General features: G+C 34.6%; 17 protein-coding genes. 12 read left to right on the top strand and 5 right to left on the bottom strand.

Annotation, left to right across the window (positions count from 1 at the left end; translation table 11 throughout):
- The 3 genes from ITJ86_RS14685 to bshC all read right to left on the bottom strand — a co-directional run.
- Positions 1–3941 (bottom strand): RICIN domain-containing protein (locus ITJ86_RS14685; RefSeq protein WP_195872411.1); only part of this gene is annotated, 3941 nt, incomplete at its 3' end.
- Between the two features lie 287 nt (positions 3942–4228).
- Complete coding sequence (locus tag ITJ86_RS14680) at positions 4229–5599, bottom strand: pyridoxal phosphate-dependent decarboxylase family protein (protein ID WP_195872410.1); 1371 nt, start codon at positions 5597–5599, stop codon at positions 4229–4231.
- 3 nt (positions 5600–5602) lie between these two features.
- Positions 5603–7201 carry a bacillithiol biosynthesis cysteine-adding enzyme BshC gene (gene bshC, locus ITJ86_RS14675; protein WP_195872409.1) on the bottom strand — a complete coding sequence of 533 codons (1599 nt, stop codon included), beginning with the start codon at positions 7199–7201 and terminating at the stop codon, positions 5603–5605.
- Between the two features lie 114 nt (positions 7202–7315).
- Between bshC and ITJ86_RS14670 the strand changes: the two genes are divergently transcribed.
- The 3 genes from ITJ86_RS14670 (at position 7316) to ITJ86_RS14660 (ending at position 13447) form a co-directional block, all read left to right on the top strand.
- Positions 7316–9799 carry a M14 family metallopeptidase gene (locus ITJ86_RS14670; RefSeq protein WP_195872408.1) on the top strand — a complete coding sequence of 828 codons (2484 nt, stop codon included), beginning with the start codon at positions 7316–7318 and terminating at the stop codon, positions 9797–9799.
- A 15-nt stretch (positions 9800–9814) separates the two neighbouring features.
- Entirely contained in the window at positions 9815–10465 is a 651-nt protein-coding gene (locus ITJ86_RS14665) for a peroxiredoxin-like family protein (protein WP_195872407.1), read from the top strand.
- A 159-nt stretch (positions 10466–10624) separates the two neighbouring features.
- Positions 10625–13447 (top strand): M16 family metallopeptidase, encoded by a 2823-nt coding sequence (locus tag ITJ86_RS14660; protein ID WP_195872406.1) that lies wholly within the window; start codon positions 10625–10627, stop codon positions 13445–13447.
- A 115-nt stretch (positions 13448–13562) separates the two neighbouring features.
- On the opposite strand, the gene ITJ86_RS14655 is transcribed toward ITJ86_RS14660, so the two are convergent.
- Complete coding sequence (locus ITJ86_RS14655) at positions 13563–13943, bottom strand: Fur family transcriptional regulator (protein WP_195872405.1); 381 nt, start codon at positions 13941–13943, stop codon at positions 13563–13565.
- An 81-nt stretch (positions 13944–14024) separates the two neighbouring features.
- On the opposite strand from ITJ86_RS14655, the gene ITJ86_RS14650 reads away from it, so the two are divergent.
- The 9 genes from ITJ86_RS14650 to ITJ86_RS14605 all read left to right on the top strand — a co-directional run bounded on the left by ITJ86_RS14650 (position 14025) and on the right by ITJ86_RS14605 (position 23657).
- Positions 14025–14726, top strand: coding sequence for an ABC transporter ATP-binding protein (locus ITJ86_RS14650; RefSeq protein WP_195872404.1), 702 nt, complete (start codon positions 14025–14027; stop codon positions 14724–14726).
- Between the two features lie 10 nt (positions 14727–14736).
- A complete protein-coding gene (locus ITJ86_RS14645; protein ID WP_195872403.1) occupies positions 14737–16146 on the top strand; it encodes an ABC transporter permease in 1410 nt (469 codons plus the stop codon).
- The gene (locus ITJ86_RS14640; protein ID WP_195872402.1) at positions 16143–17462 is read left to right on the top strand and encodes a hypothetical protein; all 1320 of its coding nucleotides are present in this window, start codon (positions 16143–16145) and stop codon (positions 17460–17462) included. The genes ITJ86_RS14645 and ITJ86_RS14640 overlap by 4 nt, the downstream gene beginning before the upstream one ends.
- A gap of 210 nt (positions 17463–17672) precedes the next feature.
- A complete protein-coding gene (locus tag ITJ86_RS14635) occupies positions 17673–18023 on the top strand; it encodes a MerC domain-containing protein (RefSeq protein WP_195872401.1) in 351 nt (116 codons plus the stop codon).
- A 373-nt stretch (positions 18024–18396) separates the two neighbouring features.
- Positions 18397–19305, top strand: a complete 909-nt coding sequence (locus ITJ86_RS14625) for an NAD(P)/FAD-dependent oxidoreductase (protein WP_195872400.1) — start codon at positions 18397–18399, stop codon at positions 19303–19305.
- A 51-nt stretch (positions 19306–19356) separates the two neighbouring features.
- Positions 19357–19728, top strand: a complete 372-nt coding sequence (locus ITJ86_RS14620) for a VOC family protein (protein WP_195872399.1) — start codon at positions 19357–19359, stop codon at positions 19726–19728.
- A gap of 10 nt (positions 19729–19738) precedes the next feature.
- A complete protein-coding gene (locus ITJ86_RS14615; RefSeq protein WP_195872398.1) occupies positions 19739–20281 on the top strand; it encodes a DUF4287 domain-containing protein in 543 nt (180 codons plus the stop codon).
- Between the two features lie 192 nt (positions 20282–20473).
- Positions 20474–22756, top strand: a complete 2283-nt coding sequence (locus ITJ86_RS14610; RefSeq protein WP_230080319.1) for a TonB-dependent receptor family protein — start codon at positions 20474–20476, stop codon at positions 22754–22756.
- A gap of 55 nt (positions 22757–22811) precedes the next feature.
- Complete coding sequence (locus tag ITJ86_RS14605; RefSeq protein WP_195872396.1) at positions 22812–23657, top strand: aldo/keto reductase; 846 nt, start codon at positions 22812–22814, stop codon at positions 23655–23657.
- Between the two features lie 90 nt (positions 23658–23747).
- On the opposite strand, the gene rimO is transcribed toward ITJ86_RS14605, so the two are convergent.
- The gene (gene rimO / locus ITJ86_RS14600; protein ID WP_195872395.1) at positions 23748–25061 is read right to left on the bottom strand and encodes a 30S ribosomal protein S12 methylthiotransferase RimO; all 1314 of its coding nucleotides are present in this window, start codon (positions 25059–25061) and stop codon (positions 23748–23750) included.
- Positions 25062–25138 lie beyond the last annotated feature (77 nt).

Genomic DNA, 25138 nt, shown 5'->3' with positions numbered 1-25138 from the left:
AAAGGTCCAAATAAATAGGTTCTTGGATTATTGTTTCCGTCATTTAAAATATCTGCGGCATTATTATCTGACAATAAAAAGTCTTCCCATGTTTCTCCAAATAATGGTGGTGAAATAAGGTCATTTCCACCAGAGTTAGCGTTAACATAGCGCTCATATTTTACGGTTCCTTCAATTATACCGTCAACTATTAAACTAGCATACGTTTGTGAAGTTGAATTTAAAGTGGTTGTATTTGTTGTTAAAGTTACGCCATTGTTTATTGTAAGTGCAGCCCCTGGATTAACGTTTATAATATCAGATGTCGTATTCGAAGATATTATAGCATTACCAGATTCAACTATAATTTCATCATATATTGTAGCAGTCCCGTTAGGGTCACTTGGCAACCAACCATTATTACCATCAAATGTATAAGTTGTACTTAAATCTGTAAGTCCCCATTTAAAAAAATCAGAACCATCATTAGCATAAGTTTTAATACTAGCTCCATCAACCAATGAATTGTTCTCTATTCCAACATAAAGATTATTAACTTTGCTCTGTATAGCATACATATCGTTACCAAGGTATATAATTGAAAACAATTGCGCATCTGTACCGTTCTCCTCGTGTTGTATTAGATTAGTGCCATCAGCTTGTCCCGCACCTTGAACGTCTACATTTTTATTACTATGTACGGGTTTTATCGTATAATAACCATTTCCATCAGGTGCAACTATAAATTTCTGATTATCACTTAAAGTACCTGGCTTCTGAACAATATCTGTAGTATTAGCTTGAGATCCATTTGCAACATCCATTACTAAACTACTTCCTACATTAGTAATCGTAAAAACAGAGGTGCTAATCGGAACATTATCATAAACTTCTATAAGAGTAGAATCTGTAAAACCGCCTTCAACAGTAGTTGCGGTTATAGTAGCTACACCTTCAGCTACTCCTGTTACATATCCTGTTTCATCCACTAAAGCAATTGTTTCGTCACTAGAAGACCATATTAAATTTTGATCGCAAGCACCACTAGGTAAGACAGAAGCTGTTAAAGTAAGGTTACCTCCTGTAGCAACTATTGCCGTTTCTTCTAATATAGTTACTCCTGTTACTGGGATTTCAAACGCTGTAAATGTCCACTTGAAAAAATCAGAACCATCATCTGCATAAGTCTTAATACTTCCACCATTGTTAAGTGAACCATTCTCTATACCTAAATAAAAGTTATTAGTTTTACTTTTTATGGCATACTCATTATCTCCAAGATATTCAAATGAAAATAGTTGAGCATCTGTACCATTCCCTTGATATTGTATCACATTAGTTCCTGAAGCTTGTCCTGCACCTTGAACGTCTAAGAATTTATCACTATGAACTGCTTTAATAGTATAATATCCGTTCCCATCGGGTTCTACGATGAACTGTTGATTTAATTGATTTCCACCAGCTATAAAAGTCCATTGTTGCACATTGGCACCATTAGCTTGAGACACACCAGCTATATCCATTACCAGTCCACTTCCTACATTTGTAATTGTATATGTACAAGCATCAATTGTAGGATCCTCATAATTAGGATCTAGTTGGTTAATCCATTCTTCAATAAGATCTACTCCTGCCTGATCTGCTACATTTTTAGCGATAGGAGGCATCTCAACTGTTTGATCAACACTTTCAATTCTATGAAAAAGTATCGAATTTTCTGCATCACCTGCAATAACTATTCTATCTAAACCGTCTACAGGTTCATTAGTTCCTGCATACATAAGACCTGTATCTACTAAAGAATTAGATAATCTTAAATCAAATTGAGCTCTTTCACCTGTGCCTCCAGGTCTATGACAATAAGCACAGTTGTTATCTAAATAAGATCTTGCTCTTTCATCTAAACTAGCATTAGGATCATCTATAGCCTTATGAGTTTGGTATGCTAAAACGGTATTATCATCAATGGATTCATCTAAAATACCTAAATGACTTAAAGTCACCAATTGATTGGCATTAGTTTCTGTTTGTGGGTAGGTGATATTTGAATTTAAAAATCGAGTCCTAGGCCCTATTGATCCATTGGTCGCAGGATTATGACAAGCAATACAATCTTGTGTGCCTGGATAAGTCCATGTTTGATATCTTGATGATCCGCTCGTTGTCGCAATCGCAATATCCTCAGATACCCCAGAATCTAATAAAACAGCTTCTGTTCCTGCACTATTCCACTTATAGGTTAAAAAATAAAAATCACCTGTACTCGCCTTAATTGAAAACCTCGTTTCTAAGCGTTTTGTTACATTAGGGTTTGCATCATCAACAGGTAATTCAAAATGTTTTATAAGTACTGAACCAACTGGAAACTCCCAATCTCCATCTTCAGAAAAATTAATTTGCTCCTCTGGAGTATCATGGGTACCATCATTAGGTATTACCATCCATCGTTTTTTCTCAGCTCCGTCAGACCAAAATGATTCTACTAACTCGTATGGTAACACTCCAGAACTTGGAGTTAAGGTTGTTAAATTTTGAAATGCTCCTGTCTCAGAAAGTAATTCAGGGACATTATCAAGTGGAGAGCCATTGACTTGAGTCATTTTATAAAGCGAAACATTATTACCTTGACTTAGTAAGTAAATTTCGCCTTGATTGTCTTCACCAAAAGAAATGATATTTGTTGGCGAAAATTCAGTTATAAGCTCATAAGCTCCTGTATTAATATCTACAACCCAAATTTCTTCGCCAATTCCATAATCTGCACATATATATTTACCATAATATTCTGGCATAGCGGTTCCTCTATAGACAAAACCTCCCATTAAGGCATTAGCATCAGCACGTGGAAAGGCAACTAATGGACCTTCATGAGACATATTGTTATACATTCCAGCATCTACTCCACCACAATTCGCACCTGGTCCTGCTACATTACCTTCATAAACAGGCCATCCGTAATTCTTTCCTTTGCTCAGTATATTAACTTCTTCATGTGTGCCTGCACCAATTTCACCGATATACATCGTACCTGTCAGTGCATCTTTTGTCAACCTATGTGGATTTCTATGTCCGATGCTATAATATTCTTCAAAATTATCACCCAAAGGACTTAAAAATGGATTATCATTAGGAATACCATAGCCAACACCAGATATTTCGTCATTAAAACGTCCTGTATTTAAAGTTCTAATAGGATTATGACTTTTAGTTGGGTCTTGATCAACATCCAAACGTAAAACACCACCATCTAAATTAGTGGTTATATTTTGTGACTTAGTATAAGCCGACTGCTCTCCCGTTGTTAGATATAAAAAACCATCATCACCAAACTCTAAGGCTCCACCACGATGACTACTACTAAACATTCTAATTTTAATCATTGTTAGTTCTGACCCTGGAACCACTGTAAAAGTAACTGGATCCACTTCGTAGCGTCTTAAGTATGAAAAACCACCCCAATAATCCTCTTTATAGCAGCCAAAACCACTTACAAAGGCATCCGGATAATCATTACCATTTTCATCTTTGGACGTATAATAGGTATAAATATAATTTTTACCTGGTGTTCCGAATTCAGGATGAATTTCTAATCCTAAAAATCCACCATCCCAAACCACTCCAACTTTGTTAGATAAATCTGCGACGAGGTTTTTTGTTGTGACTGTATCATCATTCTCAAACGAATAAATTTCACCATTTTGTTGACCTATAATCAACGTATTACTATTTGGAACCGTAGTAAATGTTAAAGGCGAATTAAATGTTAGATTAGGAAACGCTGGTTGATATGGATTCGCAGACGCGGTTACGTCCGGAAAATTTCCATTTAAAAATGTCCCAACTGATTCCGGTTGCGTAAGACCTGGTCCAAAAAAATAAGGTGAAACCCCTAGAATTGTAAAAATTGATAGTCCAAAAAACAAAATAGAAATTTTGCTTTTCTTGATGGAAAGAAAATTCATTTAAAAAGATTTTTTCATTAATAGCATAGCAAATAAAAGCGTTTATCACGTAATAAAAACGTAATAGAGTTAAACTGCTATTTTAATCGACAAACCATCTATTCATCAAGTAAATAGATGGTTTATTACGTCTGAAAATGAAAAGAATACTAAAAAAACAATAAATTACGTTAGGAAAACTACTACCTAATTTTACTCTATTATTTTTCAGGTATAAATGCGAAATAAACAAAAATTCAATGAAGCGTATTAATATTTTTAGTTAGTCGCTAAATTCTAAAAAACACTTATTCCATGGACTCCAAAATCATCACAATATCTTTTTCTGTTGTATCAGGGTTTATAAAACAAAAACGAGAACAGGTTTCGTATGTATCACCATTTTTCCATTTAGTCGGAGTGACTAAAGCGAATCCTTTTTCGTGATTTTCATAGGTCCAATGCGTATAATCTTCAGGTTCCCACCCTATTCTTCTGTAAAGCACACAAGATAAACTTGGTTCTCTAACCAATTCTAAATCTGGATGCGCTTCTATGAGTCTTCCCGCAATTTGTGCCAATTCTAAACCACGTTCTACAGCTTCTTTATAACGATCTGTTCCGTGTGTAGCTAATGAAAACCATAACGGTAAACCTCTGACACGTCTTGTGAGTTGAATTTGATAATCGGTCGGATTAAAACCGTGAGCACCTTCATCTTTAAAAATTTCAAGATATGAACCTTGCTGTGAATGCGCATTTTTTGCCAACTCCATATCTTTATAAATAACAGCACCACAATCGTAAGGTGAAAACATCCATTTATGAGGATCTATAGTAATACTGTCTGCTTTTTCGATGCCATTAAATAAATGACGAACAGAATCCGCCACTAAAGCTCCACCTCCATAAGCGGCATCAACATGAAACCATAAATTTTGGTCTTCGCAAACTCTTGCTATACTTTCTAAATCATCTATAATACCTGCATTAGTAGTACCTCCTGTTGCCACAACGGCAAACAAACATTTTCGTTGGTGTTCGGTTAGCGTTGCGATGGTTTCTTGCAGTGCGTCTCCCGTTAAATGTTCTTCAGAATCAACCAAAACTATATCAACATCTGCCACTTTTGCCATGGCTTTTATGGACGAATGTGCTCCAATCGATGTAATAATCAACCCCTTTTCACGCTTAAATTCTGGATTTTCTCGCCAGTGTTCCCGTGCTGTTACAAGGGCAGATAAATTAGCTGCTGTACCACCACTTGTAAACACTCCAAAGGCGCCTTCTGGTAAACCTGTTAGAGATACTATCCATTCCATAGCTTCGTTTTCACAAAAGATACCTCCGGCTCCTTCCATCCAATACGCCCCATGAATACTTGATGCTGATGTTATAAGATCGAACATAATAGCAGCTTTTGTTGGTGATGCCGGAACAAACGCTAAGTTACGAGGGTGGTCTACAGGAACATTGGCGCTTGCCAAATGCTGTTTCCATAAATTAAAAGCATATTCACCTCCTACTCCTTTTGCCGTTACTGTCTCTCCAACCGTAGTTTTTAATTCTTCAGATCTTTTTGGTTTTCCTATTTGATGTTCTGTCGCAGACACACGACCGATAACGTATTTCATGACATCTAATGTCATTTCAACAAGTTCTATATCAATTTTATGCATGGATTATTTTAAATTTAGAATTAAGAATTCACCTTTTAAGGGTTCTAAAGATGTCATAAGTTCAGGAATTAGCTGATTTCCATATTCTAAGTATAATTCCGAGAAATTAGTGTTTCGTTCTTGTAAACTTTGATTAGGAAATAATTGCTCTTGCAGTGTTGTGCAACGTTCTATCTGATCCGCTAATTTTCTTTTTTGCGCTTTTAACAAGCGTTTCTCAAGGTGCTTTAAGCCTTTTATTTGTTTTACTTCTTGAGATTTTACAGCGCCTACAAATGATTTATCGGTTTGTTCAGCTAACTCAAAAAGCTGTTTGAACTGTGTTTCTAAATGTTGAATTTGCTCTGAAAAATCAATATCAATATTCGAAATTTTACGAACTTTCTTGTTAATAAAAGCATGTCTATCTAGAAATAAATCGTTGTTTGAAATGTTAAGGTTATTGAGTTTTAAAGTTTGTTTTTCAGATTTTACCAAGACTGAATTTCGAAGTAATAACATTGGAAACGTGACCTGTTGCGCTTCAAAATTAGACTTTAATTGCAGCCAATAAATCATTTCTCCTCCACCGCCAATATAACACAGGTTTGGTAAAATAACTTCTTGATATAATGGTCGCATAATGACGTTTGGCGAAAAACGCTCTGGATATTCATCGAGGTGTTTTAGTATTTCGTTCTCCGTCCAAGTAATATTTGTCTCTAAAACAGCATATACACCATCACTCTCAACAATGCGTTCTCGCAATCCATCCTTAATATAAAACAAGTTTATCTCTCTAGGATTCACTTGAATTTTCAATTCTAAATCTTCAAGTTTTTTATTGGTTTCTGAAACGGTTTTGAACGCTGTTTGTTCCACTATTTCTTTTTTCATCTGTGGAATAAATAAGCGTTTCAATTCGCTATCATCCGCATCAAGAATAACTAAACCATGGTCACCGAATAATTGGTTTGCTAAATAACGGGTCGCATCTGCCAAATTATCGTGGTTTAGATAAGCGCCTTTAAACCAGATTTTTAATTGTTCTGCGTTTTTCCCAGCACCAAATTCTGATGAAATTACATCGAAAACAGCATCTAATCCTTCGGTATTAAAATGACCAACAGCACCAGTTTGATTAGAGTTCCATTGTATCTTTTTACCTTTAAAGTTGAAATAATTAATTTCCTCAAAATCATGATCCTCTGAAGCCATCCAATACATGGGTACAAAATTATATTCCGGATAGTTTTCCTTTAATTGTTTTGTGAGATTTATTGTTGAAACAATTTTATACAGAAAATAAAGCGGTCCTGTGAATAAGTTTAGTTGATGACCTGTAGTGATGGTAAAAGTGTTTTCAGAATTTAGGTTGTCTATATTTTTAGTGGTTAATTCTGAGGTGTTGAGATTTTTGTATTGTGATTTCAGTCGTTCTACCAATATAGTTCTCGACTGCGCTCGAACCGACAAACGTTTTTCTTCAATTTGTGCTTTAAAGTTTTCTAAATTCGGAAAACGATGATAAAAGTCTTTCAACACTGTTTTTTCATCTAAATAATCACAAATAAAATCTGAGAAATAATTTGTTTCTCTAAAAGGAATATAGTCGGTTGGCATACAAATCTTAAATTATGACGTAAATATAAGGCTCTTCAATATTTTAATTACTAATTTTTAGTTAATTCAATTTCACTAACTATCTTTACTAGCTTTCAAACAAAAAAATATTAAATGCAAAAATTTATTTCAGTTCTCCTAGTCGTTTTTGGTAGCTTCACCTTATTAACTGCTCAAACCATTTCATCTCCAAGTGATTTTTTAGGTTACGATATTGGCACACAATTTAGCCGAAACCACCAAATTATCGATTACTTTAAAACCGTTGAAAAGCAAGTTCCTAACCAAATAAAATTGAAAAAATATGGAACAACAAACGAACGCAGAGATCTGTATTTAGCATTTATTTCTAGCGAAGAAAACATTAAAAATCTCGAAACGATTCGTGAAAATAATTTAAAAAACACGGGGCTTTTAGAAGGTGAATCATCAGGAAATGACATTGCTATTGTTTGGTTAAGTTATAATGTGCATGGTAATGAAGCATCGAGTTCAGAAGCCGCAATGCAAACGCTGTATGAGTTACTAACCGAAAAGCAAGATTTACTTAAAAACACGGTTGTTATTATAGACCCTTCAGTAAATCCAGATGGTCGTGATCGTTATGTTAATTGGTATAATGAAACTAAAAATGAGTTATACGACACTGACCCACAAGCAAGTGAACACAACGAACCTTGGCCAGGTGGACGACCAAATCACTATCTTTTTGACCTCAACAGAGACTGGGTTTGGGCGACGCAAGTAGAAACGCAACAACGTATAGATGTTTATAACCAATGGATGCCTCATGTGCATGTCGATTTTCATGAACAAGGCATTAACGAACCGTATTATTTTGCACCTGCGGCAGAACCGTTTCATGACATTATTACCGATTGGCAGCGCGATTTTCAAACCGAAATCGGAAAAAATCACGCTAAATATTTTGATGCTGAAGGTTGGTTGTTTTTTACCAGAGAGCGTTTCGATTTATTTTATCCGAGTTATGGAGATACGTATCCAACCTTTATGGGAGCTATGGGAATGACCTACGAACAAGCTGGTCATGGCATGGCTGGTTTAGGTATCTTAAATGACGAAGGGCACATTTTAACCTTAGTAGATCGCTTAACACATCATACAACTACTGGACTTTCTACGGTTGAAATGGCTTCAAAACATGCTAAACAATTACATACTGAGTTCGCTAAATTCTTTAATAATTCCGACTTAAAATATAAAAGTTACGTTTTAAAAGGCAATCAAGACAAATTAAATAGCTTAAAAGCATTGTTAAGTAAACACCAAATTACCTTCGAAAACCCAACAACGTCTAAAGTTTCGGGTATTAATTATAGCACAGGAAACCAAGGTACATTAAACGTTGATGGCAAAGCTATTGTAGTGCATTCCGATCAACCAAAAGGTAAAATGGTAAAAGCATTATTTGAGCCTAATGCTAAACTTTCAGACTCGTTAACTTACGACATTACAGCATGGTCGCTACCATATGCTTATGGATTAGAAGCCGTAGCGAGCACAACAAAAATTCCGAGTGCAAAACTTTTAGGACGTGCAGCATTGCAAACATTATCAGATGCTTATGGGTATGTTAGTAAATGGGATTCTATGGATGATGCGCAGTTTTTAGCTGAGTTATTAAAGCATGATTTCAAGGTGCGATTTACAGAAAAACCATTCACGTCAAATAACACAAAATTTGAACGCGGCTCATTAATTATTACAAAAGGAGATAATAAACATATTCCAAAATTTCTGGAAACATTAAATACTATTGCCCAAGAGCAAGCACAACCCTTAACTGAAATCTATTCAGGGTTTTCACAAATCACACCAGATATTGGTTCGCCAGACATTAAATTAGTGAACAAGCAAAAGGTGGCAATTCTTTCTGGTGAAGGCACACGATCTTTAAGTTATGGTGAAATTTGGCATTTCTTTGAGCAGCAATTACATTACCCGTTAACATCTATAAACACAGATGATTTTGGTAGCACTAATTTAGACAGGTATAATGTATTAATTCTGCCGAATGGTAATTACAGAAGCGTTTTTAACGATAGTAACATGACTAAACTGAAGGATTGGGTTCGTGCTGGAGGTAAAGTTATTGCTGTTGATGGTGCTTTACGAAGTTTTGCTGGTAAAGATGGTTTTAGCTTAAATTATAAAACATCTGACGATGCCGACGAAAAGAAAGACAACCTAACCGCTTATGCCGATCGCGAACGCGAATACAGTAACAACTTAATTACTGGAGCTATTTTCAATGCCAAAGTAGATAACACACATCCTATGGCTTTTGGTTATGACGACAATTATTTCACCTTAAAATTAGGAAGTTCAGCCTACAGTTTATTAGACAGTGGTTATAACGTGGCTTACTTAAATAACACCAAAGTGTTTTCGGGATTTGCAGGAAAAGATGCCGTTAAAAACTTAGACCAAACTTTAGTTTTTGGCGAAGAACGTATGGGAAGTGGCAGCTTTATTTATATGGTAGATAACACGCTATTTAGAAGTTTCTGGGAAAACGGAAAGTTGTTTTTAGTGAATTCAATTTTTATGGTAAATAACAATGCTTACGAATTATAATTTTAAATACAATTCATGAAAACATTAAAAGAACAAACTGACGCTAAGATCGCGGCTGGAAGAAAAGCAAAACCTGACTTTATGAAAGGCGTTGATGAAGTCATTGAAAAAGCCAAAGCTTTTCAACAAGGAGCTGACGCCGTTAAACTAGGAGACAAAGCCTTAGATTTTGAATTGCCAAATCCGTTAGGGCAATTAATTTCGTTATCTAATTTGCTAAAAACGGGTCCTGTTGTTTTGACATTTTATCGTGGCAGCTGGTGTCCGTATTGCAATTTACAACTGAGAGCTTTACAAGCTAAACTAGGCGACATTCAGAAATTAGGAGCCACACTGGTTGCTATTAGTCCTGAAGTGCCTGATGACTCCATGACAGACAACGACATCAATACTATGGAATTTACAGTGTTGTCTGATCAAGATGCAAAAGTGGCTTCGCAATATGGTGTAGCTTGGGAGGTTCCTGAGTTTTTATTGGATCATATGCGCGTAGATAGACAACTCGATCTTAAAACAATCAATAATGGCAATGCTAATGTGTTACCAATTCCGGCTACATTTATTATAGGAACTGACGGTGTTGTTAAATGGAATTATGTTAATGTGGATTACCGAACACGCTCTGAGCCAGACGCTATTATTGAAGCACTTAAAAATCTGAGTTAGTAAACGAATGCTATAATTAATTTAATGAATTATCATTAGTGTTAAAAAAATCGGATGCAGTTTTCAAAATACAGAAGAACCATTATATCAATTTAAAAAAAATTTCAGATAGCATTCAACCTGCTTTAGCACAAATCATCATCATTCAAATACATCATTATGAATAACATTAAATCCATAGTTCTAGCTTTACTAGTGATCTTTACAATATCCTCTTGTAAACAAAACGAAGTCAAAGAAACTGAACCAGAATTTAAAGTAGAGTTTGAAAAATTCACCTTAGATAATGGTTTACAAGTTATTCTTCATGTAGACAAATCAGATCCTGTAGCAGCTGTTGCATTAACGGCACATGTTGGTTCTGCGCGTGAAAAAACAGGCAGAACTGGTTTTGCACATTTATTTGAGCACCTACTATTTTTAGAATCTGAAAATTTAGGGAAAGGTGGCTTAGACCAAATGAGTGCACGTATTGGAGGTTCTGGCGCTAATGGTTCTACGAGTCGCGATCGTACTAATTATTTTCAAACGGTACCAATAGATGCTTTAGAAAAGATGATTTGGGCAGAGGCAGACAAACTCGGTTATTTTATAAATACCGTTACTGAACCTGTTTTAGCAAAAGAAAAACAAGTCGTAAAGAATGAAAAACGTCAACGTGTAGACAACCAACCTTATGGTTTTAATTCTAGCGTTATTAATAGCAATTTATATCCTGAAGGGCATCCATACAGTTGGGAAGTCATTGGCTCATTAGAAGATTTACAAAACGCAACTTTAGACGATGTAAAAGAATTTTATAAACGTTGGTACGTACCTAATAACGTCACCTTAACCATTGCTGGAGATATTGATGTAGCACAAACCAAAACATGGGTTAAAAAATATTTTGATGAAATTCCAAGAGGTGAAGACATTCCTAAAATGGAAAAGCAACCAGTAACTTTAAAATCATCTAAGCGCTTATTTTATGAAGATAATTTTGCAAGAGCACCAAGATTATCAATGACTTGGCCAACGGTTTATGAATATCATCCAGATACGTATGCACTTAGCGTATTATCGCAATACTTAACTGAAGGCAAAAAAGCACCTTTAAATAAGGTTTTAGTTGAAAACCAACAACTAACTAGCAATGTGAGGATGTTTCAAAGTTCATCTGAAATTGCAGGACAATTAATGTTAAGTGTAACAGCTTTCGATAAAACCAATTTAAATACAGTAGCAGATGCGATAAACCTTGGCTTTAGAGATTTTGAAATGAATGGTATTTCTGAGGAAGATTTAAATCGTATTAAAGCCGGACAGGAATCCAAATTTTACAGAGGACTATCTAGCGTTTTAGGCAAAGGATTTCAGTTGGCACAATACGAAATTTTTGCAGGTGATCCAGGATTTATAAATCAAGATGTGAAAAATATTTTAGCCGTAACTCCAGATGATGTTATGCGTGTTTACAATACTTACATTAAAGATAAAAAGTTAATTGCTACTAGTTTTGTACCTAAAGGCCAAATGAATTTAGTATTAGATAATTCTCAGCATGCCATTGTTGTAGAAGAAGAAATTGTGGAGGGAGCCGAAGACACTTTTGATGCTAGCTTAACCGCAGCATACGAAAAAACACCAAGCAGTTTTGATCGCTCTGTTGAACCAGAATATGGAAAAAGTCCAGAATTGGTAATTCCTGAAGTATGGAAACGCGACTTAGATTCTGGCATTAAAGTGTTCGGAATTGAAAACACAGAAGTGCCCTTAGTTGAGTTTGAATTAGAAATAAAAGGTGGTTTACTTTTAGAAAACACCGATAAAATTGGAGTATCTAACCTTATGGCAAACTTAATGACCAAAGGCACAAAAAACAAAACACCTGAAGCATTAGAAAACGCAATTGAAAGTTTGGGAGCTCAAATTTACAGTTATGCAACGAATAATAGTGTCACCATTTCCGGAACTACCTTAGCCAAACATTTTGATGCCACTATGGCTTTAGTCACTGAAATTCTGTTAGAACCACGTTGGGATGAAGACGAATTTAACTTATTAAAACAAAGTACTATAAGTAGTATTCAGCGCCAAAAAGCAAATCCAAACAGCATCGCAAACAATGAATTTTCAAAATTGTTATATGGTAAACATAACATTTTAGCGTATAACAATATTGGTACGGAAGCGTCTGTAAATGCGATTACACTTTCAGATTTACAAAATTATTATGCGACTAAATTAACTCCACAATTAACCAATGTGCATGTTGTCGGTTCAATTTCAGAACATGATGTCATTAAAGCTTTAGAAACAATAAATACCACTTGGGAATCTAAAACGGTTGTGCTTCCTGAAGTACCACAAGCCCTACTACCAGAAACCTCAAAAGTTTATTTTTATGATGTGCCAGGAGCAAAACAATCTGTTATCGTATTTGGTCATCCGTCGCTAAAAGCAACTGATAAAGATTACTATGCAGCTTCGGTTATGAACTACCGCTTAGGAGGAGGTAGTTTTGCCTCTCAATTAACACAAGAGCTACGCGAATCTAAAGGCTACACTTATGGTATTCGTTCTTCGTTTGATGGAGATGCCAACACAGGAGAATTTTTAATTAGAAGTTCTGTTCGTACTAATGTTACTTATGAATCTGCCGCTTTGATTAAAGAGATTCTAGAAAATTACGGCAGTAGTTATAATGAAAGTGATTTAGAAATCACAAAAGGGTTCACCTTAAAAAGTAGTGCTCGCGCATTTGAAACCTTAGGCTCAAAACTAAGCATGTTAAGTAATATTAGTAACTATGGTTATGCCACCGATTATGCAAAACAACGCCAATCGATTGTTAAAGATTTAAGTGTTAATGACGTTAAAGAACTAGCTGAAAAATACATCAGTCCCAACCAAATGATTTATGTTATTGTTGGTGATGCCGAAACGCAATTAGATAAATTGAAAACTTTAGGATTTGGTGATGCCGAGTTACTTAACTAAACTTTTATAAGTTATATTTTAAGGTATTGAAAATTAAAACATTCAATACATTAAAATACTTTTTAGTTCAAAATAGTTTCAATTAGACTTACTTCGAAGCGTATTTCAACCATACTCAGACACTACAAACCTCACAACGTCCTGTTAATAAAATATCTGTAGACGCTACTTCATGATTTTTTATGGAAGGAATTTTAATTTCTACGGATAAACACTCCACCTTGTCACATTCAGTACATTGAAAATGTGGATGTTTATCTGTATGATGCTCAGCAGAGCAGCCGTTGCACTTCGCATACCATTTTAAACCATCTTTCCCATTAAACGAGTGTATAATTCCATCTGCTTCAAGACGATCTAAAATACGATACACAGTCGTTTTATTCATCTTATCTTTTACAAGCTCTATCAGATGAACAACGGATTGCGCCTCCTTTTTCTGTTCAAAAATTTGTAAAACTGTCGTTACAGCTTTTGTTTTTCTAATAATTCCCATAAAACAAAATTAATGCAATTAAGTTGCAATTACAAAATAAATCTTCTAGTTTTGCGACTCAGTTGCATTAAGAATAATTTTATGATACAAATACAAGATGTTAGTAAATCCTTTAAAGGTGATTTTGCCGTTCAAAATTTAAACTTAGAGGTTAAAAAAGGAGAGATTTTAGGTCTCTTAGGTGCTAATGGCGCCGGGAAATCTACGACTATTAATATGCTCTTAGGGTTTCTTAATCCCGATTCAGGAAAAGTATCTATAAACGCTATAGACACGAGTCAAAATGCCCAAGAAACGAGAAAGCTTATTGGCTATATTCCCGAGAATGTCAATCTCTATCCTTATTTATCGGGCTTAGAAAATTTAGATTACTTCTGTAAACTCGCAGGATTAAACTATTCTAAAACCGAACTCGAAGATTATTTAACCTCATGTGGTTTAGCAAGTGATGCCCATCTTAAAAAGGTGAGCGGTTATTCTAAAGGTATGCGACAAAAAGTAGGCATTGCTATTGCCTATGCAAAAAAAGCTAAAGTGTATTTACTAGATGAACCTGCGAGTGGCTTAGACCCTTTAGCGAGTAACGAACTTTCTTTGTTACTGCAAAAACTCGCTTCTGAAGGTGCGACTATTATCATGGCTTCTCACGATATTTTTAGAGTACGCGAAGTCTGTAACCGTATTGGTATCTTAAAAAAAGGAATTCTAGTAAAAGAGCTCAACAGTAAAGATGTAAGTGCTAATGAACTAGAGACACTATACTTAAAATTTATGCAAAACTAATTATAATCGTATGTTTCAAATTATAAAAAACGAATGGCGATTCTTAGTCCGTAGTCGTATCTTTTTAGGAATAAGTATTGCTTTTATTGCAATTCTGTTACTCTCTGTTTTTCTAGGGAATTACCAAACTCAGAAACAAGAACAAACGCATCAAAATGCTACAGATCACGTACGTCAACAATGGGTGAGTATTGACGAAATGAATCCACATAGCGCAGCACATTATGGTACCTTTATATTTAAACCCTCTAATTTACTAAGCAGTCTCGATGAAGGCGTTAACAGTGTTACCGGAAATGTACTTAGAGTTGAAGGCCATGTTCAAAATGAAATTACACATTCTGAAGCTTCCCAAATGCAAGCCGTATCTCGATTCGGAAAATTAAAACCCGCACTATTACTGCAATATATCGTTCCTCTATTATTAGTTTTTTTAGCCTTTAATTCGGTTAGCAATGAAAAACAAAGTGGAAGACTTAAATTACTCGTACTACAAGGAGCTAAACCGTTACAAATTATTTTAGCCAAAACATTTTCTGTATGGCTCTATGGTGTACTTCTACTAATTTTTATACTCATTGTTTATGGTATATTAAACTCACAAAGCTTAACCGCTGATATTTTAGCCAGAACAGGTTTATTCTTTCTATCCTATGGTCTATACTATTTTATTATTAGCGGCCTCACCGTGTTTTTCTCTGCACGTTGGCAAAATGCAACGCTTGCCTTAACCTCTATGCTCGGTATTTGGATTATCTGGACCATATTTTTACCTAACATTTTAATGAGTTCAGTAGAGAAATGGCACGAACTTCCTAGTAGAAATGAATTTCAAACCGCTATGAAAGAAGACCGTTCAAAAGGTCTCGATGGCCACAACCCTAGCGATAAAAGAAGTTTAGCTTTAAAAGAAAAAGTACTTAAGAAATACGGTGTAGATAGCCTATCCCAATTACCTATAAACTTTGATGGTATGCGAATGCAAGCCGACGAAGATTATGGTAACAGTGTATGGGACAAACATTTTGGAAATAACCGTTCCGTATTGCAAAAACAGAAACAAAGTTTTCAATTAGGTGGTATTGTAAATCCATTTATTTCGCTACAAAATACGAGTATGGGTTTTATGGCAAGCGACAATTTACACCATCAAGAGTTTTTATTACAAGTAGAAAATTACCGAAGGGATTTTATTAAAATGTTGAACGACAAACAAACTTTTGGTGGCTCAAAAACTGGTGATTGGAGCTGGAAAGAGGATAATGCTTTTTTTAAATCTATTCCTGATTTTGATTATAAACCCACACAAATTTCCGCAGTGCTATCCAATTATATTTTGGATGTTGCATTAATGATTTTATGGACAATTTTAGTCCTAACTATGATTGTTTTCGGAACTAAAAAAATAAAAATGGTATGAGAAACTTAACTATATTTTTATACGAATGGAAACATTTTGTAGGTAGCCCTTTTAAAATTGTGGCCGTGTTACTTTTTATTATAGCAAGTATCTATGGTTTACAGAATGGTGCGGATTTATATGAAAAGCAAAATTCAGAAATCGAAAGGATAAACAAAGAAGCAGAAATCCAAAAAGCAACTACGTTATCATATTTTGAAAACAATCAAAAAGGACCAGAAAACCGACCATGGATTGATGTTACATCACCATTTTGGGCGCTTTGGCATACACCGACCTATCATTTTAAAAAACCATCGCCAGCCTTAGTTTACAATATTGGGCAAACCGAACAGTATGGTTTTTATAAAGCTATACGTACTTCAAGTAGTCCTTATGATGCCGATATGACCAACGAAATTTCGAATCCAGAACGTATTCAGTCCGGTACTTTAGATTTTTCATTTGTCATCTTATTTCTTTTACCACTTTTATTGCTCGTATTACTTTACAATATTAAAGGTCAAGAAGCAGAGCACGGATTTTTACCACTAGTCTTTGTACAAACCGGCTCAAAAAATTGGTGGCTACTATCTAGAACCGCGTTTTACACAGTATTACTTTTATTGGTTTTGTTTGGTGTAATGCTTTATGGTGCCACGCTTACCAATGTTTTTAACTCAGAAAATATATTTGGCAACATCTTTCTGTGGGTAACACTATATCTTTTCTTTTGGGTAATTATTTACTTTTTAATTCTGAAATACGGTAAAAACACCGTTTCAAACACCTTACAAATGATTGGCGTTTGGTTGCTCTTTGCTTTTATTATTCCAGCGACCGTACAACAATGGATTACTATTGAGAAACCAACCAATTTAATGGTAGACCTTATTGATGTGAGTAGAGACACAAAAAGTGAGATAAATGTACAATCGATTGACAAAATTGATGAACAACTTTTCCAATTATATCCAAATTTAAAAGACACCAAAGTGGCTCAAGAAAATATTACGGTTAGTCGATTAAGACGTTTATCTACAAGTGCTTTAATTAATGTTGAAATGAAAAAGGCAACCAAAAGTATCGAAGAAGAAAACAAATCCAAAAACAAATTAATTTCTAAAACCTACTGGTTTAATCCGATAAGCTATTTTCAAAATAAACTAAATCAACTCAGCAACACGCATTACAATGATTATGAAACCTACCGAAATAACATTCAGGAAAGCGTAGATAAACGCAATGAACTCAAGGTTTTTGAGATTTGGAATGACATTAAAGTCGATAAAGAAAAATACTTAGAATATAATGCTACACTATCTAATAGTAACTAACATAAACAACTTCCTTTAATCCTAATAAGCATTTTTTTTGATACAGGAAGTGTGAACGATATGGGCGAGCTCAATAGCGATGTCTATTGGATTAACAATATAAATCTATTTCAAGATACTTAGCTTGTTGAAACAACCAATCCTTTAGTTACTTATGAGTATAAAACAATTAAAATTTCAGAAATATTATGACACCAAATTTAAACTAAAATGATTCAAACAAAACAAATAAACTGGGCAGACAAATTAGGCGCTTTTAGTGCATTACTATGCATTGTACATTGTTTAGCCGTACCAGCATTACTGACTATGGGTATGGGTTTTATCAGCAATCCAATCATCGCGTATCTATTTATCTTTATTGCCTTTTTCTCAATTTATAAAGCCACAAATGGACGTTTTTTAAAACCCGTTAGCATCTTTTTATGGTTAGCATTTACTGGCTTTGTTATTTCAATGCTATTAGAAGACCAAGCTGAAGTTTTTGAATACACCATGTTTCTTTCTTCAGGGTTAATTATTCTTGGGCATTTATATAATATGAAATATTGTTCTAAATAATAAGAAAAATATGGAAAATGCTAGACGTATGAAGACTAAAAATCAAATTGAAATTGAAGGGGATAATCATTTTGCTGCAAGTATAAAAACGCCATTGCATGTAGATGCTTAAGATGTTATTGTTTCCAAAATTGTAAAACATCGTTGTGAATCTTCAAGAGGTATAAAAGACCAAAGTAGTTTCACAACAACTTATGAGTATGGTGGCCGCTTTTCAGAACCTACAATCCGGAATGAGTTTTTAAACCTAATCACTCAATAAACAAAAATGAAAAGAAACTTTACACGGCGAACATTTATAAAACAAAGCAGTTTTACATTGACGGCTTTAGCTTTACCTTTTCCTTTACTTAAATTTTCAAAATTAGACCCTATGACAACTAAAAACACATATGACATAATTATTATTGGAGGAAGCTATTCGGGGCTTTCAGCAGCAATGACTTTAGGTAGAGCCTTAAGAGAAGTATTAATAATAGATAGCGGCAACCCCTGCAATAGTCAGACACCCCATTCGCATAATTTTATAACACAAGACGGTAAAACGCCAAACGAAATTGCCACAAGTGCCAAACTACAAGTAGAGCAATACGCTACGGTTAAATTCCATAATGCATTTGCTACAAGTGCTACAAAAACACCTGAAGGATTTGAAATCACAACGCAGAATAATGATAAATTTACAGCAAAAAAACTCATTTTTGCTACTGGTGTAAGAGATATAATGCCAAACATAAAAGGATTTTCTGAATGTTGGGGCATTTCAGTTATACATTGCCCCTACTGTCATGGTTATGAAGTTAAGCATGAGCAAACAGGCATTCTAGCCAATGGTGATATTGCTTTTCACTATGCGCAACTCATTATAAATTGGACCAAAAAGCTTACCATATTTACTAATGGAAAATCAACTTTAACACCACAACAAACCGAGAAAATTAAGACACATAATATTCAAATTATAGAAAAAGAAATTAGTGCTTTACATCACAAGAATGGTCATCTTAAAGACATCGTTTTTACCGACCAATCCACCTTTCAACTTAAAGTCATTTATGCAAGACCAGCGTTTAAACAACATTCTAACATCCCAGAGCAATTGGGCTGTGAGTTCACAGAACAAGGCCATATAAAAGTAGATATGTTTCAAAAAACGACGGCAGAAAATAGTTTTGCTTGTGGCGACAATGCAAGTCCTTTTCGTGCCGTTTCACACGCCGTTGCTGCAGGAACTGTTGCTGGCGCCATGGCAAACAAAGAAATGATTGAAGCTGAATTTTAAGTTAATAATAAAACTTTAGTTATCTTTAATCAACATTTAAAGCTAACTACTATGAAATTAGGCGCCTTCTCAATTAGTCTTGCCGTAAAAGATATTAAAGCTTCAAAAGCTTTTTATGAAACCTTAGGATTTTCTGTTTTTGCAGGTGATTTGGAAAAAAATTACCTCATAATGAAAAATGAAGAATCACTCGTAGGCCTTTTCCAAGGGATGTTTGAAAATAATATTTTGACGTTCAATCCTGGTTGGGATCAAAATGCCAATACCCTTGAAAATTTTGATGATGTAAGGACTATTCAAGAACATCTAAAAAGTAAAAATATAAAACTAGAGCACGAAGCCGATGCCACGACTTATGGACCAGCAAGTTTTGTGGTTTTAGATCCCGATGGAAATGCCATACTAATAGATCAACATATTTAAATTCTGTACTATGGAAAAGGCTCTACAAACCATGATTAATAATATGCCAGAGAAAACAGGCAAGTCTTTGGAACAATGGAAGAAAATCTTAAAAGTAAAAGCCTTTGCAAAACATTCTGAAGGTGTCAATTTCCTAAAAAAAGAACATGGTGTCACTCATGGTTTTGCTAATACTATAGTAACGCTGACTAAGGAAGAAAACAACTCCGAAGCCGATTTAGTTGCTAACCAATATAAGGGCAAAGACCTACTATTTCCTATTTACGAAAAATTGATTTCGGTAGTAAAAACCTTTGGCAACGATGTAACTATCACACCAAAGAAAACAAGTGTAAGCGTCATTAGAAAACGACAATTTACACTCATAAAACCAGCTACAAAAACCCGAATTGATTTAGGACTAAAATTACCTAACAAACCTACAACAGAAAGACTTGGTAATTCAGGTCCTTTTGGGACGATGTGTACACATCGCGTTCAAATTACTTCTATTGAAGCGGTTGATGCGGAATTGATTGGATGGATGAAAGAAGCTTATAAGCTAGCTGAATAATTATTACTGAACGTCTTTCACCAAAGATTCAAGTTCAAAACTTTTCAAGCCATCATTCACTCTAAAAAAGATTTTTCACGAATAAATCTGCATATAGATGTTAAGATTATAATAAGAATCCATTTCAGTTATAAAAGCCTTTTCTAAATCTTTATTTTTAGAAAAATTTTCATTTTCTATTTCATGAAATTTATGACAGTTAAAATATTAGCGATTGTAATCTTAATTGCCGTAAATAATATATTACATTCTCAAAATATCACTGGTCGTGTCATTAACGATTCAAATGCAGGCATATCTGACGTTCACATTCTTTTAAATAATGAAGTAATTTCTAAAACCAATTCCGAAGGTGTTTTTACGTTAGCTGAAACCTATCGACTACCATTAGAAATTAACTTAAAGCATGTTAATTATTATCTCAAAACAGTAAGGTTATCAGAAAGTAACTCGGTTTTCAAGCTGTCCCTTTTAGATCAATCCTTAAATCTTGAAGAAGTCATCATCTCATCAACCTATCAAAAGGAAAGTCGTGTTATTATTCCAACAGAAAAGATTTCCGTACAAAAAATTGAAGCATATAGTCCAGTAGATTTGGTATCAGCAATTAATGAAACACCAGGCGTTTATATTCAAAGTGGAGCACTGAATACTAATAGAATTGTGATTCGTGGTGTTGGCTCGCGTACACTTTACGGTACCAATAAAATTCGCGCTTATTTCAATGGTATACCTATTACAAATGGTACAGGTGACACAGCAATTGATGCTTTTGATCCTGAGGATATTGAAAACTTGGAAATAGTAAAAGGACCAAAAGTTACACCATATGGCACCAATTTAGGAGGCACACTTTTACTCAACTCAAAACAAGCAGTAAAAGGGGAAACCTATTTTAAAACCAATCTAACCCTTGGAAGTTATGGACTAATAAAAAACAATATGTCTTTCGCTACGGCAAATAAAAAATTAGCAATAAATCTTAATTATGATCATTTAGAAACTGATGGATTCCGTGATAACAACAATTATGATCGCCATGCCATATTGTTAACGGCCAATTATAAAATAGATGAAAAAAATGACATCGGTGTTTTATTAAATTACACGGATTATTTTGCGCAAATCCCAAGTTCCATTAGTAAAACTGCCTTTGAAGAAGATCCATCCCAAGCTGCTTTTACATGGAATGCAGCTCAAGGTTATGAGAATAATCAACAGGTCCTGGCCGGACTGAATTATACACACCGTTTTTCTGATAATTTCAGTAATACCACTTCCTTATTCTACACCTATTTAGATCATTATGAACCACGACCTTTTAATATTTTAGATGAATACACTAATGGTTATGGTGCCCGAACGCTTTTCGCAAAAGATTTTAAGTTTCTAAATAATAATGGAGATCTCAGTTTTGGAGCTGAAATATATACCGACGAATACAATTGGAAAACTATTGAAAATCGTTACGAAGACAATAACGGCAACGGAAGTTTAGAAGGGCAATTACTGAGTGATAATGTAGAAAATCGAAATAACCTCAATGCGTTTGCCACGGTAACGCTTCCATTTTCCGAAAAATTAAAAGCACAATTCGGTGTAAATTTTAACACGACGAAGTACAAGTTTAAGGACGACTTTAATGTTGGCGTAAACAATCTAAATGCCGATCGTGATTTTGATCCTATAATCGCACCAAATTTGAATCTTTTATATCAATTTACACCGAATGTAAACGCTTATGCTAATGTAAGTCGTGGTTTTAATTATCCATCCATTGAAGAAACGCTTACGCCAGAAGGTGTCATAAATCCTGACTTAGGTCCAGAAACAGGTATTAATTATGAACTAGGTACCGAAGTATTTTTATTAGATCGAAAATTAAAATTTGAACTTTCAGCTTACTTATTAGACATTCAAAATTTATTGGTAGCAGACCGTATAGGCGATGACCAGTACATTGGGCGGAATGCCGGACAGACCGAACATAAAGGGATTGAGCTTTCTGTTTCTTATACTCAAATATTTGAAAACAGTTTCACGCTCGCACCTTATCTAAATGCCGAAATAACCGACAACCGATTTATCGATTTTGTAGATGACCAAACCGATTATTCTGGCAATACCTTAACTGGAGTTCCTGATACCAAAGTGAATGGCGGTGTTCATTTTGGTTATAAAAATTTTGTTTTAAACACTAATTTTCTACATGTTGGGGACATGCCGCTCAACGATGCCAACACCTTGTACTCTGATGACTATACGGTGTTCAACACAAAATTATCCTATAGAAGTAAACTTTCGGATCATTTTTCTATTGAAATCAACACCGGAATTAATAATTTCACGGATGAACATTACGCATCGTCTGTACTTATAAATGCTATTGGATTTGGCAATTCTGAACCGCGATATTATTATCCTGGCATGCCACGAAATTGGTTTAGTGGTTTTAAGATTGCATATTCGATTTAGATTTGGTATCATATAACATTACGGAACGATAGATAAAAACACTAAAGCTTATATTATGAAATATCTTAAATTAAATGATGGTAATAATATGCCTCTAGTAGGTTTTGGAACTTTTAAAGCCACAGAACAAGAAGGTATTGACGCAGTGAAACACGCCCTATTAAAAGGCTATAGATCAATAGATACTGCGGCTATTTATGGCAATGAAGTAGCCGTTGGCAAAGGCATAAAAGCAAGTGGTATTGCACGAGATGAGATTTTTGTTACCACGAAATTATGGCGTGAACACTTAAGTTATGACGAGGCTAAACAGGAATTTGAAAACTCCCTAAACAGATTGGATTTAGATTATATAGATCTTTATCTCATCCATTGGCCAGCTAACGCTAAAAATTATGACAATTGGCAAAAAGCAAATGCTGACGCTTGGAAAGCCATGGAAGAATTACAAGCGGAAGGAAAAATAAAATCCATAGGTGTCAGCAATTTTTTTGAAGAACATCTCGAAGCTTTATCTAAAACTTCTAACGTGAAACCAGCCGTAAATCAAATTGAGTTTCATCCTGGCTATTGGCAACAGGACTTAGTTGATTATTGCAAAAAGCAAAACATTGTAGTTGAATCGTGGTCTCCATTAGCAAGAGGCAAGGTTTTTGAAAACGAAACCTTAAAGAAAATCGCTAATACACACAACACATCTGTAGCCAAGGTTTGTCTGCGATGGATCATTCAGCATGACGTAATTGTGATTCCGAAATCAACAACCAATGAACGGATTGAAGACAATATAAAATTATTTGATTTTGAGCTGACGAGTGCAGAAATGAGTCAAATAAATGAATTACCTAAATTAGGATTTAGCGGCGAACATCCACTGCATTGGCCTGACAACGTTATTTAAAATAAAAAAGCCATTGATACACTTAAGTATATCAATGGCTTATTATATTTACAAGCCTTTAAGGCCTAATTTTCTTTTAAAGTCTATGACTTAAATTGTAGTTGGAACTACTTCACCATAAAGGTCAAAATCCTCTGCTTCAATCACTTTAATAGTTGCAAATTCACCTGTTTTTAAATAAGTACTAGTCGCATCAATTAAAACTTCATTATCAACATCAGGTGAATCAAATTCGGTTCTTCCAACAAAATAATTACCTTCTTTTCTGTCGATAACAACTCTAAACTCCTGTCCTATTTTAGCTTGATTTAATTCCCAAGAAATCTGAGATTGAATTTCCATAATCTCATTAACACGTTCCATTTTTACGTCTTCAGGAACATCGTCTTCTAGGTTATAAGCATGTGTATTTTCTTCATGCGAATAGGTAAAACAACCTAAACGCTCAAAACGCATTTCTTTTACCCAATCTCTAAGCAATTCAAAATCTTCTTGCGTTTCACCAGGATAACCAGCAATAAGTGTTGTTCTAATGGCCATTTCAGGAACTTTTTCTCTGAAATCTTTAAGCAATTTCGTTGTTTTTGCTTCCGTAGTTCCGCGACGCATACTTTTCAAAATTGAATCTGAAATATGTTGTAATGGAATATCTAAATAATTACATATTTTAGGTTCGCGTTTCATAATGTCTAGCACATCCATCGGAAATCCGGTCGGAAACGCATAGTGTAAACGAATCCATTCAATGCCTTCCACCTTAACTAAGTTTTCTAACAATTCAGCAAGGTTTCGTTTTTTGTAAATATCTAAACCGTAATAGGTTAAATCTTGAGCAATTAAAATTAATTCTTTAACACCATTGGCCGCCAATTTTTCAGCTTCAGTCACTAATTCTTCAATTGGAGTACTTTTATGTTTGCCTCGCATTAAAGGAATAGCACAAAAACTACACGGACGATCGCAACCTTCAGCAATTTTAAGATAAGCATAATTTTTCGGAGTCGTTGTTAAACGCTCTCCAATAAGTTCGTGCTTATAATCTGCCCCTAAAGCTTTTAATAAACCTGGTAATTCTGTAGTCCCAAAATACTGATCTACATTTGGTATTTCCTTTTGCAAGTCTGGTTTATAGCGTTCACTTAAACAGCCCGTTACAAAAACCTTATCAACTTCACCTTCTTCCTTTTTCTTCATGAATTCCAAAATGGTATTCACACTTTCTTCTTTGGCATTATTGATAAAACCACATGTATTAATCACCACGACATTACCTTCTTGCTCGTGAACGACGTCTTTGCCACTAGCTTTCAACTGTCCCATTAGGACTTCACTATCGTAAACATTTTTACTACAGCCTAAAGTAATGACGTTAATTTTATTCTTTTTTATTGTCTTGGTTCTCATGCTTTTTGTAAATCAGTTTGCAAAGATACGGAATGATTTGTGATTATTGATTTTTGAGTCCTGAGATTAAACTTTTT

The organism is Winogradskyella marina, from assembly GCF_015645385.1.
Lineage (GTDB): Bacteria > Bacteroidota > Bacteroidia > Flavobacteriales > Flavobacteriaceae > Winogradskyella > Winogradskyella marina.
Note: the sequence above shows the minus strand (reverse complement) of the source record. Positions and strands in the feature narration are given on the sequence as shown.

Excerpts from the sequence above, each read along its gene's own strand:
- ITJ86_RS14650 (WP_195872404.1), top strand. The coding sequence starts at position 14,025 with ATGATACAAATACAAGATGTTAGTAAATCCTTTAAAGGTGATTTTGCC.
- ITJ86_RS14665 (WP_195872407.1), top strand. The coding sequence starts at position 9,815 with ATGAAAACATTAAAAGAACAAACTGACGCTAAGATCGCGGCTGGAAGA.
- ITJ86_RS14620 (WP_195872399.1), top strand. The coding sequence starts at position 19,357 with ATGAAATTAGGCGCCTTCTCAATTAGTCTTGCCGTAAAAGATATTAAA.
- ITJ86_RS14605 (WP_195872396.1), top strand. The coding sequence starts at position 22,812 with ATGAAATATCTTAAATTAAATGATGGTAATAATATGCCTCTAGTAGGT.
- ITJ86_RS14640 (WP_195872402.1), top strand. The coding sequence starts at position 16,143 with ATGAGAAACTTAACTATATTTTTATACGAATGGAAACATTTTGTAGGT.
- ITJ86_RS14610 (WP_230080319.1), top strand. The coding sequence starts at position 20,474 with ATGACAGTTAAAATATTAGCGATTGTAATCTTAATTGCCGTAAATAAT.
- ITJ86_RS14655 (WP_195872405.1), bottom strand. The coding sequence starts at position 13,943 with ATGGGAATTATTAGAAAAACAAAAGCTGTAACGACAGTTTTACAAATT.
- ITJ86_RS14645 (WP_195872403.1), top strand. The coding sequence starts at position 14,737 with ATGTTTCAAATTATAAAAAACGAATGGCGATTCTTAGTCCGTAGTCGT.
- ITJ86_RS14670 (WP_195872408.1), top strand. The coding sequence starts at position 7,316 with ATGCAAAAATTTATTTCAGTTCTCCTAGTCGTTTTTGGTAGCTTCACC.
- ITJ86_RS14625 (WP_195872400.1), top strand. The coding sequence starts at position 18,397 with ATGACAACTAAAAACACATATGACATAATTATTATTGGAGGAAGCTAT.
- ITJ86_RS14615 (WP_195872398.1), top strand. The coding sequence starts at position 19,739 with ATGGAAAAGGCTCTACAAACCATGATTAATAATATGCCAGAGAAAACA.
- rimO (WP_195872395.1), bottom strand. The coding sequence starts at position 25,061 with ATGAGAACCAAGACAATAAAAAAGAATAAAATTAACGTCATTACTTTA.
- ITJ86_RS14635 (WP_195872401.1), top strand. The coding sequence starts at position 17,673 with ATGATTCAAACAAAACAAATAAACTGGGCAGACAAATTAGGCGCTTTT.
- ITJ86_RS14660 (WP_195872406.1), top strand. The coding sequence starts at position 10,625 with ATGAATAACATTAAATCCATAGTTCTAGCTTTACTAGTGATCTTTACA.
- ITJ86_RS14680 (WP_195872410.1), bottom strand. The coding sequence starts at position 5,599 with ATGCATAAAATTGATATAGAACTTGTTGAAATGACATTAGATGTCATG.
- bshC (WP_195872409.1), bottom strand. The coding sequence starts at position 7,201 with ATGCCAACCGACTATATTCCTTTTAGAGAAACAAATTATTTCTCAGAT.